Origin of the sequence: Pseudomonas sp. SWRI18 (assembly GCF_014268345.1) — a bacterium.
Lineage (GTDB): Bacteria > Pseudomonadota > Gammaproteobacteria > Pseudomonadales > Pseudomonadaceae > Aquipseudomonas > Aquipseudomonas cedrina.
This window is the reverse complement of sequence record NZ_JACCQQ010000001.1, coordinates 181,413-194,931: the sequence shown is the minus strand read 5'-3', so window position 1 is coordinate 194,931 and position 13,519 is coordinate 181,413. Positions and strand designations below refer to the sequence as shown.

Annotated in this window: 14 protein-coding genes; 7 read left to right on the top strand and 7 right to left on the bottom strand. The window is 61.1% G+C overall.

The features are described 5' to 3' along the window. The first annotated feature begins 26 nt into the window (after positions 1-26). From H0Z09_RS00895 to H0Z09_RS00885, 3 genes are read left to right on the top strand one after another with little or no spacing between them, the layout of a single operon-like run. Complete coding sequence (locus H0Z09_RS00895) at positions 27-665, top strand: FMN-binding negative transcriptional regulator (RefSeq protein WP_186686156.1); 639 nt, start codon at positions 27-29, stop codon at positions 663-665. Next, entirely contained in the window at positions 662-1,108 is a 447-nt protein-coding gene (locus H0Z09_RS00890; protein ID WP_186686153.1) for a GNAT family N-acetyltransferase, read from the top strand. Before H0Z09_RS00895 ends, H0Z09_RS00890 begins: the two co-directional genes overlap by 4 nt. A 10-nt stretch (positions 1,109-1,118) precedes the next feature. Then, positions 1,119-1,790, top strand: coding sequence for a GNAT family protein (locus H0Z09_RS00885; RefSeq protein ID WP_186686150.1), 672 nt, complete (start codon positions 1,119-1,121; stop codon positions 1,788-1,790). A gap of 133 nt (positions 1,791-1,923) precedes the next feature. Here the strand turns inward: H0Z09_RS00885 and H0Z09_RS00880 are convergent, their stop codons facing one another. Next, complete coding sequence (locus H0Z09_RS00880; protein WP_186686147.1) at positions 1,924-2,820, bottom strand: homocysteine S-methyltransferase family protein; 897 nt, start codon at positions 2,818-2,820, stop codon at positions 1,924-1,926. Between the two features lie 112 nt (positions 2,821-2,932). On the opposite strand from H0Z09_RS00880, the gene H0Z09_RS00875 reads away from it, so the two are divergent. Both H0Z09_RS00875 and H0Z09_RS00870 read left to right on the top strand, forming a co-directional pair. Then, entirely contained in the window at positions 2,933-3,754 is an 822-nt protein-coding gene (locus H0Z09_RS00875) for a transporter substrate-binding domain-containing protein (RefSeq protein ID WP_186686144.1), read from the top strand. Next, positions 3,751-4,581: an amino acid ABC transporter permease gene (locus H0Z09_RS00870; RefSeq protein ID WP_186686141.1), complete on the top strand. Its 831-nt coding sequence runs from the start codon at positions 3,751-3,753 to the stop codon at positions 4,579-4,581. Before H0Z09_RS00875 ends, H0Z09_RS00870 begins: the two co-directional genes overlap by 4 nt. A gap of 2 nt (positions 4,582-4,583) precedes the next feature. Here the strand turns inward: H0Z09_RS00870 and H0Z09_RS00865 are convergent, their stop codons facing one another. Both H0Z09_RS00865 and H0Z09_RS00860 read right to left on the bottom strand, forming a co-directional pair. Continuing rightward, positions 4,584-4,853, bottom strand: coding sequence for a helix-turn-helix transcriptional regulator (locus H0Z09_RS00865; protein ID WP_076952102.1), 270 nt, complete (start codon positions 4,851-4,853; stop codon positions 4,584-4,586). Beyond that, a complete protein-coding gene (locus H0Z09_RS00860; RefSeq protein WP_186686139.1) occupies positions 4,850-6,175 on the bottom strand; it encodes a HipA domain-containing protein in 1,326 nt (441 codons plus the stop codon). The genes H0Z09_RS00865 and H0Z09_RS00860 overlap by 4 nt, the downstream gene beginning before the upstream one ends. Before the next feature lie 267 nt (positions 6,176-6,442). On the opposite strand from H0Z09_RS00860, the gene H0Z09_RS00855 reads away from it, so the two are divergent. Further along, positions 6,443-7,726, top strand: coding sequence for an autotransporter outer membrane beta-barrel domain-containing protein (locus H0Z09_RS00855; protein WP_186686137.1), 1,284 nt, complete (start codon positions 6,443-6,445; stop codon positions 7,724-7,726). Positions 7,727-7,797: 71 nt separating this feature from the next. Here the strand turns inward: H0Z09_RS00855 and oadA are convergent, their stop codons facing one another. Both oadA and H0Z09_RS00845 read right to left on the bottom strand, forming a co-directional pair. Further along, a complete protein-coding gene (gene oadA / locus H0Z09_RS00850; RefSeq protein WP_186686135.1) occupies positions 7,798-9,606 on the bottom strand; it encodes a sodium-extruding oxaloacetate decarboxylase subunit alpha in 1,809 nt (602 codons plus the stop codon). 11 nt (positions 9,607-9,617) lie between these two features. After that, a complete protein-coding gene (locus H0Z09_RS00845; protein ID WP_003213442.1) occupies positions 9,618-11,033 on the bottom strand; it encodes an acetyl-CoA carboxylase biotin carboxylase subunit in 1,416 nt (471 codons plus the stop codon). A gap of 195 nt (positions 11,034-11,228) precedes the next feature. On the opposite strand from H0Z09_RS00845, the gene H0Z09_RS00840 reads away from it, so the two are divergent. Continuing rightward, the gene (locus tag H0Z09_RS00840; protein ID WP_186686133.1) at positions 11,229-12,203 is read left to right on the top strand and encodes a LysR family transcriptional regulator; all 975 of its coding nucleotides are present in this window, start codon (positions 11,229-11,231) and stop codon (positions 12,201-12,203) included. Here H0Z09_RS00840 and H0Z09_RS27240 read toward each other — a convergent pair. Together H0Z09_RS27240 and hexR are read right to left on the bottom strand one after the other, a co-directional pair. Continuing rightward, positions 12,133-12,330 (bottom strand): hypothetical protein, encoded by a 198-nt coding sequence (locus H0Z09_RS27240; RefSeq protein ID WP_076952108.1) that lies wholly within the window; start codon positions 12,328-12,330, stop codon positions 12,133-12,135. The two genes, H0Z09_RS00840 and H0Z09_RS27240, sit on opposite strands and share 71 nt — an antisense overlap. A gap of 221 nt (positions 12,331-12,551) precedes the next feature. Next, the gene (hexR, locus tag H0Z09_RS00835; protein WP_003177007.1) at positions 12,552-13,418 is read right to left on the bottom strand and encodes a transcriptional regulator HexR; all 867 of its coding nucleotides are present in this window, start codon (positions 13,416-13,418) and stop codon (positions 12,552-12,554) included. Between the last annotated feature and the right edge of the window lie 101 nt (positions 13,419-13,519).

Here is a 13,519-nt window from a genome sequence, read left to right as displayed (position 1 = left end):
GCAGGCATTCGCCAAGGACTATTTCCATGTACACACCCCGCGCTTTCGCCCTCGATGATTTGCCCCAATTGCAGCAACTGATCCAGCACACTCGTCTGGCGCAATTGGTCACCCTGGGCGAGCAAGGCTTGCAAGCGAGCCATTTACCGTTGCTGCTCAACCCCGATGAAGGCCCTAACGGCACGCTTTATGGGCATTTGGCCAAGGCCAATCCTCAATGGAAGGACCTTCAAGACGGCAACGAGGCCTTGGTGATCTTTGCCGGTGCCGACGCTTACATCAGCCCGGCGTTCTACCCGGCCAAGGCCGAGCACGGCAAAGTGGTGCCGACCTGGAATTACATCGCCGTGCACGCCTACGGCAAGGCCGAGGTATTCAGCGACGCGCAGCGGTTGCTCGGCGTGGTCACCGCGCTCACCGACCGCCATGAAGGCAACCGCGCGCAGCCCTGGAAAGTCAGCGACGCCCCGGCGGACTACATTGAAGGCATGCTCAAGGCCATCGTCGGCTTCGCCCTGCCGATCGAGCGCCTGCTCGGCAAACGCAAACTCAGCCAGAACCGCAGCCCGGCCGATATCGCCGGCGTGCGCGAAGGCCTGGCCGCGAGCAGCGATGCGCGCGACCAGGCCGTCGCGCGCCTTATTCCTCCAGGAGCGTCAGCATGAGCCAGATCGAGATCCGCCCCGTCACCGCCAACGACCATGCCGCCTGGTTGCCGCTGTGGCAGGCGTACCTGAAGTTCTACAACACCGAGTTGCCGGACGCCGTGAGCCAAAGCACTTGGCAGCGCCTGATCAATGCCAGTGAGCCAACCCATTCGGCGCTGGCCTGGCAGGACGGCAAGGCGGTGGGCATGGTCAATTTCATCTACCACCGCTCCAATTGGAGCATCGAGAACTCCTGTTACCTGCAGGATCTGTTGGTGGATGCGGCCCAGCGCGGCACGGGCGTTGGGCGAAAATTGATCGAATTCGTCTACACCACCGCCAAAGCCGATGGGTGCTGCAAAGTCCACTGGCTGACCCACGAAACCAACGCCACCGCGATTCAACTCTACGAGCGCATCGCCGAACGCCCAGGTTTAATCCAATTTCGCAAAGGTCTTTAAGGAGCGCAGCATGCCCACTTCCCCCGCCGACTGGAAAGGCGCCCCGGCGCCGACCGTTGAACTGCTTGAAGGGCGTTTTATCCGCCTGGAAAAACTCGACCCCGCGCGCCACGCCGATGGCCTGTGGCAAGCCCTCGAAGGCCCCGGCGCCGATCCCAAGCTGTGGGACTACTTGCCTTACGGGCCATTTGCCGAGCGCGCCGCGTTCGATGCGTGGCTGAACAACCACGCCACCCATAGCGACCCGTACTTCTTCAGCGTGATCGACCGCGCCAGCGGCGACGTGCAAGGCATCCTCAGCCTGATGTCCATCGTCCCGGCCCAGGGCCGTATCGAGATCGGCCACGTCACCTTTGGCGCGCCGATGCAGCGCTCGCCGAAAAGCACCGAGGCGGTTTACCTGCTGGCCAGGTATGCGTTCGAGCAAGGCTATCGCCGGCTGGAGTGGAAGTGCAACAACGGCAACGCCCGTTCCCGGTATGCGGCCGAGCGGTTGGGTTTCAGTTTTGAGGGGGTTTTCCGCCAGCACATGGTGGTGAAGGGGCAGAACCGGGATACGGCGTGGTATTCGATCATCGACGGCGAATGGCCAGCGATTGAAGCGGGGTTCGAACAGTGGCTGTCGGAGGCGAACCAGACGGCGGCGGGACAGTTGAAAACTCTGGCCGAGTGCCGGGCTTGATCCTCCCAGACACCACAAATCCCCTGTGGGAGCTGGCTTGCCTGCGATAGCGTCAGGTCAGCCAGCCTCTGTGCTGCAGGCCCACCGCTATCACAGGCAAGCCAGCTCCCACATTTAGATCGGTGTGGGTCAACTACTTCAGTTTCTGGGCCAACACCGCAATATGCTCCGGCCCGATCCCACAGCATCCGCCCAGGTGGCTGGCGCCGCGAGCCTGCCAGTCCGCTGCCCAATGCAAGTAACCCGGCGGGTCCAAATCTTCACGCAACGGGTCCAGACCATCGTTAGCCGTGGCTTCCTCAGGCTGCGGCGGAAAGGCGTTGGCGTAGGCGCCCACGTCAATCTGTACGCCCAGGCGTTCGAACGTCTGGCGCGCGGCATCAATGGCATCACCGATCACTTCCGGCTGGCTGCAGTTGAACAGCAGCACTTGCACACCCAACCGGGCCGCCGCTTCGGCCGCGTCCGCCACCGGCTCACCGGAGCGCAGGCGAGGCACCTCGTCGGTGTCTTCGTCCTTGAGGGTAAACGACAGCCAGAACGGCTTGCCGTCCTGTGGTAAACCGGCGTGAATCGCGCGCGCTTCGGCAATCGAACTCTGAGTTTCGGCCAGCCACAGGTCGACAAACGGTGCGAGGCCTTGCACCAGAGGGGTCAACAGTTCGTTGACGCGCTGTGGCTCGAACAGATCGGGGCGATACGAACCGAACAGCGGCGGCAGTGAGCCTGCCACACGCACCGCCTTGCCGGATGCGTCCACCGCCCGTCGCGCCAGCTCGCCGGCCAGCGCCGCCAATGCCTGGCCCTCTGCAGCAAAGCGTTCTTCGCCGATATGGAAAGGCACCACCGCGTAGCTGTTGCTGGTGATGACATTGGCGCCGCTGTCGATGTACGCCGCATGCACCGCTTCCACCGCTTGCGGCGCTTCGCTCAAGGCCAACGCCGACCATTCCGGCTGCCGGAACGGCGCACCACGGCGTTGCAGTTCACGGCCCATGCCGCCATCGAGAATCACTGTTGCTGTGGCCATATGCTTTTTACTCATAAGCTTATGAAAATAACTCACTATGAGAGTCGTTCTTATAACTATTTAATACGTTGAATTCTGTTTATAACAACTCTTTTTTCAAAGGTGTCTCCTCGTGAAACTTAAACCGCTGCTGGCCCTGGGCCTGACGATCCTGGCCGCTTCCACACAAGCCTTCGGCGGTGCCACGCTGGACCGGGTCGAGAAAAACAAAGAACTGGTCGGCGTGCTGATGGAAAGCTACCCGCCGTTCTCGTTTCTCAACGACCAGAACCAGCTCGACGGTTTCGACGTGGATGTGGCCAAGGCCGTGGCTCAGAAACTGGGTGTGAAGCTGCGCCTGGAAACCCCTTCCTGGGACGTGATCGCGGCTGGCCGCTGGAGCGGCCGCTATGACATCTGCATCTGCTCCATGACCCCGAGCAAGGCCCGCGCCGAAGTGTTCGATTTCCCGGTGGAGTACTACGCCTCGCCGGCGGTGATCGTGGTCAACGCCAAGGATGACCGCATCCACGGCGCCAAGGACCTGAGCGGCAAGAAAGTCGGCCTCACCAGCGCCTCCAGCTATGAGAGCTACCTGAACAAGAACCTGGTGATCGAAGGCGCCGAAGACACGCAGTTGCAGTACCCCTTCGAAGAAGTGCAGATCGCCCCCTACGACACCGACAACGTGGCCTTCCAGGATCTCGGCCTGGGCGTCGGCGTGCGCCTGGATGCCATCCTCACCAACCTGGTCACCGCCCAACCGCGCCTGACACAGGACAAGCGCTTCAAGCTGGCCGGCGAGCCGCTGTATTCGGAACCCAACTCAGTGGCCATCGAAAAAGGCGACCCGCAGTGGGACAGCAAGGTGCGTGAAGTCTTCGCCGAGTTGAAACAGGACGGCACCCTGAGCAAGCTGTCGCAAAAATGGATCGGCGCCGACATCAGCCAATGACTGCATTCCCCGCACCGCCCAAACCGCCGGTCAGTGAGTCGCGATGGCAGCGGCTCCTCGGTTTCCGGACCCGGCTGTACCTGACCTGGGCCGCACTGTTCTGCCTGTTCGCCAGCTTCTTCCTGAGCTTTGACCTGAAGTTCTCGATCATTCTGGACAAGCTGCCCAACCTGATGGGCCTGCACCTGGCACCCAACGGTTTCCTGCAAGGTGCGGCGCTGACGCTGTTTTTGTGCCTATGTTCGATCGGGATTTCTTCGGTGCTGGGGTTTGTCACGGCGCTGGGACGCCTGTCGAAAAGCGCCGTGGCGTTCGGGATCGCGAGTTTTTACGCGTCATTCTTTCGCGGCACGCCGCTGCTGATCCAGATCCTGCTGATCTACCTTGGCCTGCCCCAACTGGGCCTGGTGCCGGGCGCCATCGTCGCCGGGATCATCGCGCTCTCGCTGAACTACGGCGCCTACTTGAGCGAAATCTTCCGCGCCGGCATCCTCGGCGTCGCCCACGGCCAGCGCGAAGCCGCACTGGCCTTGGGCATGCGCGACAGCGCGATCTTCTGGCACGTCACCCTGCCCCAGGCGATGCGCACCATCATCCCGCCCGCCACCAACCAGTTCATCTCGATGCTCAAGGATTCGTCGCTGATCTCGGTGATGGGTGTCTGGGAAGTGATGTTCCTGGCCCAGTCCTATGGCCGCTCCAGCTACCGCTATATCGAAATGCTGACCACGGCGGCGATTATCTACTGGGTGTTGTCGCTGGGCCTGGAGCTGATCCAGGCTCGGATGGAGCGCCATTATGGCAAGGGGTACGTGCGTCGCAGTTGAGTTCAGCGGCGCAGCTTGACGACGCCCATTTGCATGCCGAACGGTTTGAACACGGCATTGAGCGACTTCAAGGTCTGATTGCCCTCGCCATGTTCGATATGCACCAGGGTGCGCACGGAAATTTTGCACATCCTGGCGAACTGGGTTTGTTGGAGGCCGGTGACTTCGGTGCGCAGACGCCGCACCGCGGCCGCGATATCCAGCGTGCCGTCGGCCAATGCCGCCTGGATGCTGTCGATCAGTTGGGTGCGCTCTTCAAGGGTCAGGCTCATTTCAATCCCCAGTCTTTCAGGCGTTGCGGCAGGTTTTTCAACGCTATGCCGGGGTGGTTCATCGTCACGGCAGGCAAGCCGCTGGTGCTGAGGATGTCGGGTAACGCTGAAAGCTGCTGCGCGGCGTCCCTGAGCCCTTCGTAGAGGGCCTGACTGTCGACGAGATCGCTCAGCAAATCACATACGCCACGCCAGTCCACTTCGCCCGCACGTTCAAGTTCCCTGGGCCATTTCGTGGTGCGGGTGATGCCTTCGTCATCCATCACCATGGGTGCCAGGTCGTAGATCGGGGCCAGGCGCAAGGCGTTGGTTTGACGAATAATCGAGGTATTGCGCCCGTGGTTGTCCGAGTTGCCCAGGATCTTGTTCAACAGGTCACGCTTGAGGTACTCCGCGACCAGCGCCGGCACGTCAGGTGCTTGTCCTGCCCCCTGCCATAACCTCACCAACTGCTCGATAACCGCACGATGCCCCATGGCACTTCCAGGGACAGTCACGCCAGCCATTGAGTAGATGGATTCCACGGCATAACGCTCGACGCCTTCGCGGCCAACGTGCCTGTCAAAACGCTGCATCCACAGGCTCGGCTTGCTGGCCTCTTCCAAAGCCAGTCCTTGCGCCGCGACCGTGTCGATGCCCAGTGTCTGAAGGGCCTGGTAGTAGTGGTATTCGCTGCGCAGAATGTCCTGGTCAAGCTGCGTGCCTTTGTTGCGGGCGAACTTCACGAACCAGTGCTGCCGGACGTGTTCGTCATCGAGCACGGCATCCGGGAACAGCAGGCCTTGCTGGTTTTCGGTCAGCAACAGCTTCGGTGCTTCGCCTCCGGCACCCGTGGCGCCACCGATGGCCGCCCCCTGCTCATAGGCGTATTCGAGAAAACCATTATCGCGCTGGATGACTTCCTGGCGCGTAAAGCCCATGGGTGGGCGACTGTCCATCGCGGCAACCGACTCTTTGATGCGCATATGACCGATAGGCGCAGGTGTGCTGCGCATGAGTAAGAAAAGGTCTGCGCTGATGTCATCCGGTTTGTCCTGACCAAGATGTGCCAGCAGAAAACGCTTGGCGGCCCCTGCCGGTGCGATGTCATGAAGAAAAGCCGGGGCACCCTGCGTTCGGCACGCCTCCCACAGCAAAGGAAACCTAACACTCACGGACTTTACAAAAGGCGTGGCGAGGTCATCGAGGTGGTCCACCAGATAGCACTGGTCATAACCAAAGCTGCAGCGACTTTCGAAGCCCTCTTGCGGGGTATCAAAGGTCAGCAGCATGGCGTCCTGCCATTTTCCTTCGGTGAAGAGTTGTAGGGTCAGCTTGAGCATGAGTGCACCTGCAATTTAATGCGTTTACGCGACATACAGGAGATGAGTTAACGCAATATAGTGCAGATAAAGCCGTTAATCACCCCCAATAACTGCATTAAAATGCACATAAGCGCCGTATGGTCGTTTTCTTACGCAATAAAATGCATAAACGTTAATCACGCCCCGATAGAGACAACTCCTGCAAATCGGAAGTCTACGGCCTGACAGTTATCCCCGCCCCGCCTCGCTAAATTCCCGCCCTCATCCACAAGAGGTCGGGAATTCATGCCCATTACCCCCCGTAGAATCGTATTTGCCATCGGCCTTTTAGCCGCCGCCAGCCTTCAACATGCACACGCGCGTGGGGATATCGAGTACACGCCGTACTGGTATCAGCCCTACGACGCGCTGCCTTTTGAGTACTACGCTATTCCCGAAGTAAAAAACCCAGCCCTCGACGGCTATTTGCTCGGGCAAGCCACCACCCACAATGGCCGGCAGGTGGCGAAAGTGCTGGATCCCGCGCTGACTCGCCTGCTGCAGTCGGGCGAGTTGAGTTCGGAACAGGTCAAGGCCCTGGAAAAATTCAACGCTGAACTCGCGCAAAAACCGGGCGCGTTCGGTGCGGCCCTTGAGCAACTGGCCGGCAGCCAGAACGCGAGCCTGGCGGCGGCTACCCAGAGCACCACCCAGCAGTTGAGCAGCCGAGTGCTCTCGACCCTGCGTGAATTGCCCACTGACACCGACGGCCACTTCTGGGTAAAAAACCTCGGCAGCGAAGGCGGCCTCGACAGTCAGCGCGGTACTGCCGGCGTGGATACGGCCAACCAGGGCGTGCTGTTGGGCGCCGACTGGGCAGTTGATCATGCCTGGCGAGTCGGTGTGTTGGGTGCAAAATCCAGCAGCCGCCTGGATGCGCAACGCTTCAGCGCCGACCTGGACAGTTGGCACCTGGGCGGTTACGCCGTGCGTCAGGACGGCCCGCTGGCCTTGCGCCTGGGGGCGATCTATAGCAGCCATGCCGGCCAGAATCAACGCAAGGTCGACATCCTGGGTTACAAGGATGCGCTCAAGGGCCGCTACGACGCCAACAGCCAGACTGTCTTCGGCGAGGCGGGTTACCAACTGGGCGATGCCGACATCAGCATCGAACCCTTTGCCGGGCTTGGCTACCAACGCTACAGCCGTGACAGCTTCCGGGAACAAGGCGGGCCGGCCGCGCTGAACGTCGACGCGCAAACTCAGCAAAACCTGAGCAGCACCCTTGGCCTGCGCCTGGCCAAACCGTTTCGGTTCGACAACCAGATGACCCTCACGCCGCACCTGAGCACAAGCTGGAAACACCTGTACGGCAACGTCGACAGCCAGGTGCGCCAGTCCTTTCGCCAGGGCGGCATTGAGGGGTTCACCATCCAGGGCGCGTCCCTCGATCGCAACAGCCTCAACCTGCAGGCCGGGCTGGATCTGGCGCTCTCGGCAAACCACACCCTCGGCCTGGCCTACAGCGCTGAAAAAGGCACCCACAGCAGCAACCAAGGCCTGATAGCCCAGTGGCGGATGGGTTTCTGACCCAATTGCAGGCGAAAAAAAAGGGGAGCACCTGCCCCCCCGAGGATTAAACGGTAGTGTCGAAGGCTGTATCAGCCTTCGATCTCAATCAGGATTTCGCCAGGGTTCACCCGGTCGCCCTTGGCCACATGAACAGCGGTCACCTTGCCGGCAATGGCGGCCTGCACTTCGGTTTCCATCTTCATGGCTTCGGTAATCAGCACCGCCTGGCCGGCCTTGACCACGTCACCTTCCTTGACCAGCACGTCGACGATATTGCCCGGCATTGCCGTGCTGACGTGACCCGGCTCGGTGGCCTGCTTGCGCTTGCTGCTGCCGCCGCTGACGAACTCGTTGAGCGGCTCGAACACCACTTCTTCCGGCATGCCGTCGATGGACAGATAGAAGTGGCGCTTGCCTTCGGCCTTCACGCCGACGCCGGTGATGTCCACGCGGTAGCTTTCGCCGTGTACATCGATGACGAACTCGGTCGGCACGCCTTCGCCACCGGCGCGCGCAACGCCGCCGGCTTCTGGAATCGGCAGCAGCACTTCCGGCGCGAGGGTGCCAGCGTCGCGTTCCTCGAGGAACTTGCGGCCGATGTCCGGGAACATAGCGTAGGTCAACACGTCTTCTTCGGACTTGGCCAACGCGCCGATTTCACCGCGCAGCTTGGTCATTTCCGGCTTGAGCAGGTCGGCCGGGCGCACGTCGATAACCTCTTCGCTGCCGATGGCCTGGCGACGCAACTTCTCGTTCACGGTGCCCGGCGCCTTGCCGTAGCCGCCTTGCAGATAGAGTTTCACTTCGTTGGTGATGGTCTTGTAGCGCTCACCGGCCAGCACGTTGAAGAACGCCTGGGTACCGACGATCTGCGACGTCGGCGTCACCAGCGGCGGGAAGCCAAGGTCTTCCCGCACGCGCGGGATCTCGGCCAGCACTTCGCTCATGCGATTGAGCGCGCCCTGCTCTTTGAGCTGGTTAGCCAGGTTGGAAATCATCCCGCCCGGCACCTGGTTGACTTGCACGCGGGTGTCGACGGCGGTGAATTCGCTCTCGAACTGGTGATACTTCTTACGCACCGCATAGAAATACAGGCCGATCTCCTGCAGCAGTTCAAGGCTGAGACCGGTGTCGAATTCGCTGCCTTTAAGGGCGGCGACCATCGACTCGGTGCCGGGGTGGCTGGTGCCCCAGGCGAAGCTGGAGATGGCGGTGTCGATGTGATCAGCACCGTTTTCGATGGCCTTGAGTTGGCACATCGCGGCCAGGCCAGCGGTGTCGTGGGAGTGGATAAAGATCGGCAGGTTCTGCTCGGCTTTCAGCGCCTTGACCAGTTCGCCGGTGGCGTAGGGGGTCAACAGGCCGGCCATGTCCTTGATTGCGATCGAGTCGCAGCCCATGGACTCCAGCTGCTTGGCCTGGGCCACAAACGCTTCGACGGTGTGCACCGGGCTGGTGGTGTAGGCAATGGTACCCTGGGCATGTTTGCCCGCAGCTTTCACCGCTTCGATGGCCACACGCAAGTTACGCACATCGTTCATGGCGTCGAAGATGCGGAACACGTCGATGCCATTCACAGCGGCCTTGGCGACGAAAGCTTTTACGACGTCATCGCTGTAATGGCGGTAGCCCAGCAGGTTCTGGCCGCGCAGCAACATTTGCAGGCGCGTGTTGGGCAACGCGGCGCGCAGTTGGCGCAGGCGCTCCCACGGATCTTCTTTGAGAAAGCGCACGCAGGCGTCGAAGGTCGCGCCGCCCCAGACTTCAAGGGACCAGTAGCCGACTTTGTCGAGCTTGTCGCAGATCGGCAGCATGTCGTCGGTACGCATGCGGGTCGCGAGCAACGACTGGTGAGCGTCGCGCAGGATGGTGTCGGTTACGAAGATCTTTTTAGTCATTGGAATATTCCTCACAGGCCTGCGTGGGCGGCGATGGCGGCGGCGATGGCCAGGGCCAGCTCTTCGGGTTTGCGCTTGATCGAGTAGTTGGTCAGCTCAGGATGGCTTTCCACAAAGCTGGTATTGAACTGGCCGCTGCGGAATTCCGGGTTGCGCAGGATTTCCTGGTAATAGGCGGCAGTGGTCTTCACGCCTTGCAGGCGCATGTCGTCCAGGGCGCGCAGGCCGCGGTCCATGGCTTCTTCCCAGGTCAACGCCCACACCACCAGTTTCAGGCACATGGAGTCGTAGAACGGCGGGATGGTGTAGCCGGTATAGATCGCCGTGTCGGTACGCACGCCGGGGCCGCCGGGCGCGTAGTAACGGGTGATCTTGCCGAAGCTGGGCAGGAAGTTGTTCTTCGGGTCTTCGGCGTTGATACGGAACTGCAACGCGAAACCACGGTGCTGGATGTCTTCCTGTTTCACCGACAGCGGCAAGCCCGAGGCGATGCGGATCTGCTCGCGGACAATATCGATCCCGGTGATTTCTTCAGTGATGGTGTGTTCCACCTGCACGCGGGTGTTCATCTCCATGAAGTACACCTCGCCCTCGGCGAGCAGGAACTCCACGGTACCGGCGTTCTCGTAGCCCACGGCCTTGGCGGCGCGTACCGACAGGTCGCCGATGTAGGCGCGTTGCTCAGGAGTCAGCTGCGGGCTGGGGGCGATTTCGATGAGTTTCTGGTTACGGCGCTGGATCGAACAATCGCGCTCGAACAGGTGCACCACATTGCCAAAGCTGTCACCAAGGATCTGCGCCTCGATGTGCTTGGGGTTGACGATGCATTTTTCCAGGAACACTTCCGCCGAACCGAAGGCCTTGGTGGCTTCGGAAATCACGCGGGGGAAGGCTTGTTCAAGTTCTTCGCGGCTGTTGCAACGGCGGATACCGCGACCGCCACCGCCGGAAGTGGCCTTGAGCATCACCGGATAACCTATGCGGTCGCCTTCGGTCAGGGCTTCGGCGATGTCGGCGACGTTGCCTTCGGTGCCCGGCGTAACCGGCACACCGGCCTTGATCATGCTGCGGCGCGCTTCGGTCTTGTCGCCCATGCGGCGGATCACTTCAGCGGACGGGCCGATGAACTTGATCCCGCGTTCGGCGCAGATATCCGCCAGTTCCGCGTTTTCCGACAGAAAGCCGTAGCCGGGATGCAGCGCATCACAACCGGTTTCCACGGCCAGGTTCACCAGCTTGCGCGGGTTCAGGTAGCCGGCCAGCGGCTCGGCACCAATGCTGTGGGCTTCGTCGGCACGCTTGACGTGCAACGCGTGGCGGTCGGCGTCGGAATAGACCGCGACCGAGCGAATGCCCATCTCGGCGCAGGCACGCACGATTCGTACGGCAATTTCACCACGGTTGGCGATCAGGATCTTTTTTATCACTTGGAAATTCCCTTGAGCCGATTGCTGCGTTCTTCGACCCGCTGGAGCCGGGTCGGCGCGTGACCAAATGTTTCATGACAGTCGCGAGACACACACTAAGCCCAGGGGGGGATTAACAAAAATCAATAATTATTGGGTTGTGCATAAGTAAAGACTTATAGTTGGCCGAGCGGCCCGCAGCGAAAGGATAAGATTATGCGTAAGTCATTGATGCGGCTGACATTGCGTCAGTTACAGATTTTCCATGAGGTGTGCGACTTACGCTCTTACAGCCGCGCCGCCGAGGAAATGTCTCTCACCCAACCGGCCGTCAGCCTGCAAATCCGTCAGCTCGAAGAGCTGATCGGCCAGCCGCTGTTCGATTATGTCGGCAAAAAACTCTACATGACCGAGGCCGCCGAGGCCCTGCAGCGGGCCAGTCGGGATATTTTCGGGCGCCTGGAAAACCTCGACATGCAGCTGTCGGACATGCAGGGCTCGCTGCAGGGCCAGTTGAAACTGGCAATTGAATCCAGCGCCAAATACTTCGTGCCGCACCTGTTCGCCGCGTTCAAGCGCCAGCATCCGGACGTGCAGTTGCACCTCACGGTGGTGAACCGCGCCCAGGTGATCCGTCGGCTTTCGGACAACCGGGACGACCTGGTGATCATGTCCATGGTGCCTCAGGACATGGGGCTGGAATTCCTGCCGTTCCTCAACAACCCGATTGTCGCTGTCGCGCCACCCGACCACCCCTTGAGCCTGCAAGGCCCACTGCGCCTGCAGGACCTGGAGCCTTACACACTGCTGATCCGCGAACCGGGTTCCGGTACGCGGCTGGCGTGCGAGGAGTATTTCAAGGAGAAACGCGTGCACTTCACCCAGACGGTGGAAGTGGCCTCGGCCGAGGCGCAACGTGAATGCGTCTGCGCAGGGCTGGGTGTGGCCCTGTTGACGCGGCATGCGGTGAACATGGAGTTGGCCACCGGCGGGCTCAAGGAGCTGCCGGTGGAAGAGCTGCCGCTGTACCGCAGTTGGTGCCTGGTGCAGGCCAAGGCCAAGCGCCTGTCACCGGTGGCCCATGCGTTCCTGGGCTTTATTCGCAGCGAACGGGTGCAGATCAGCGCCCTGGCTGAGCGCTTCGCTGGGCAGCCGCGGGTGCCTGCCAATGCAGTTCCGGGTAGTCACTGATGCTCTGGAGCAGTTGGCGCTCCTCGCAACGGTCTTCGATTGCGCGACGGAACGCCATGCGGCGTTGGTCTTCCTGCTGACGACGGGTCTTTACGGTGCTGTTGCTGTCTTCGTAGGGCCGGGCCATTTGGAGTCTCCCAATGCGAGTGCGGGGAGTTCAGGATGGTCCTGGGGCATGACGGTTTGGCGGCGTGGGGGTTACAGGATGATGAATCTTGCAGATATGCCAGAGACCCAAATGTGGGAGCGGGCTTGCTCGCGAAGGCGGAGTGTCAGTCGCCATTGATATTGACTGACCCGGCGCATTCGCGAGCAAGCCCGCTCCCACATTGGCCAGCGTACAACCTGTTAATCGTCGAGGGCTTTGACGGACTTGGGCGACAACCGCAGGCTGCGCAAGCTGCGTTTGACGCTCTTGAGGTGGTTGACCAGGCTCGGCCCGCGCGCCATGGCCACGCCCATCGCCAGCACGTCGATGACCACCAAATGGGCAATACGCGAGGTCAGCGGCGTGTAGATCTCGGTGTCTTCGTGCACGTCGATCGCCAGGTTGACGGTGGACAGTTCCGCCAACGGCGTCTGGCTCGGGCACAGAGTGATCAACGAAGCGCCGCTCTCACGCACCAGGTTGGCGGTGATCAGCAGGTCTTTGGAGCGTCCCGACTGCGAAATGCAAATGGCGACGTCGGTGGGCTTCAAGGTCACCGCCGACATGGCCTGCATGTGCGGGTCGCTGTAGGCCGCCGCGGTGAGCAGCAAGCGGAAAAATTTGTGCTGGGCGTCGGCGGCAACGGCACCGGAGGCACCAAAGCCGTAGAACTCGACACGCTGGGCCTGGGACATGGCCGTCACGGCCTTTTGCAACTCCACCGGGTCGAGCTTCTCGCGCACTTCCATCAGGGTGTGCAGGGTGGTGTCGAAGATTTTCAGGCTGTAGTCGGCGACGGAGTCGTCTTCGTGAATCGCGAATTGCCCGAAGCTGGCACCGGCGGCCAGGCTTTGGGCCAGCTTGAGCTTCAAGTCCTGGAACCCGGAGCAACCGATGGCGCGGCAAAAGCGCACGATGGTCGGCTCGCTGATGCCCACGCTATGAGCCAGGTCGGCCATGGAACTGTGCATCACAGCCGCAGGGTCAAGCAGCACATGGTCGGCAACCTTGAGTTCCGATTTGCGTAACAGGTGGCGCGACTGGGCGATATGTTGCAACAGGTTCAAAGGGCTGGACTCTTTGTTATGGGCAGGGCCGAGGATGTAGCAAGCTTGTAGTTATACTACAAGAATTGCCGTTTTGCCCGTCCGGCGCATCACTAAATCGT

Bases quoted from the DNA above. Each gene is read 5' to 3' on its own strand.
- H0Z09_RS00890 (WP_186686153.1), top strand. From the start codon at position 662: ATGAGCCAGATCGAGATCCGCCCCGTCACCGCCAACGACCATGCCGCC.
- H0Z09_RS00870 (WP_186686141.1), top strand. From the start codon at position 3,751: ATGACTGCATTCCCCGCACCGCCCAAACCGCCGGTCAGTGAGTCGCGA.
- H0Z09_RS00865 (WP_076952102.1), bottom strand. From the start codon at position 4,853: ATGAGCCTGACCCTTGAAGAGCGCACCCAACTGATCGACAGCATCCAG.
- H0Z09_RS27240 (WP_076952108.1), bottom strand. From the start codon at position 12,330: ATGGCCCGGCCCTACGAAGACAGCAACAGCACCGTAAAGACCCGTCGT.
- H0Z09_RS00895 (WP_186686156.1), top strand. From the start codon at position 27: ATGTACACACCCCGCGCTTTCGCCCTCGATGATTTGCCCCAATTGCAG.
- H0Z09_RS00880 (WP_186686147.1), bottom strand. From the start codon at position 2,820: ATGGCCACAGCAACAGTGATTCTCGATGGCGGCATGGGCCGTGAACTG.
- H0Z09_RS00885 (WP_186686150.1), top strand. From the start codon at position 1,119: ATGCCCACTTCCCCCGCCGACTGGAAAGGCGCCCCGGCGCCGACCGTT.
- H0Z09_RS00840 (WP_186686133.1), top strand. From the start codon at position 11,229: ATGCGTAAGTCATTGATGCGGCTGACATTGCGTCAGTTACAGATTTTC.
- oadA (WP_186686135.1), bottom strand. From the start codon at position 9,606: ATGACTAAAAAGATCTTCGTAACCGACACCATCCTGCGCGACGCTCAC.
- H0Z09_RS00855 (WP_186686137.1), top strand. From the start codon at position 6,443: ATGCCCATTACCCCCCGTAGAATCGTATTTGCCATCGGCCTTTTAGCC.
- H0Z09_RS00860 (WP_186686139.1), bottom strand. From the start codon at position 6,175: ATGCTCAAGCTGACCCTACAACTCTTCACCGAAGGAAAATGGCAGGAC.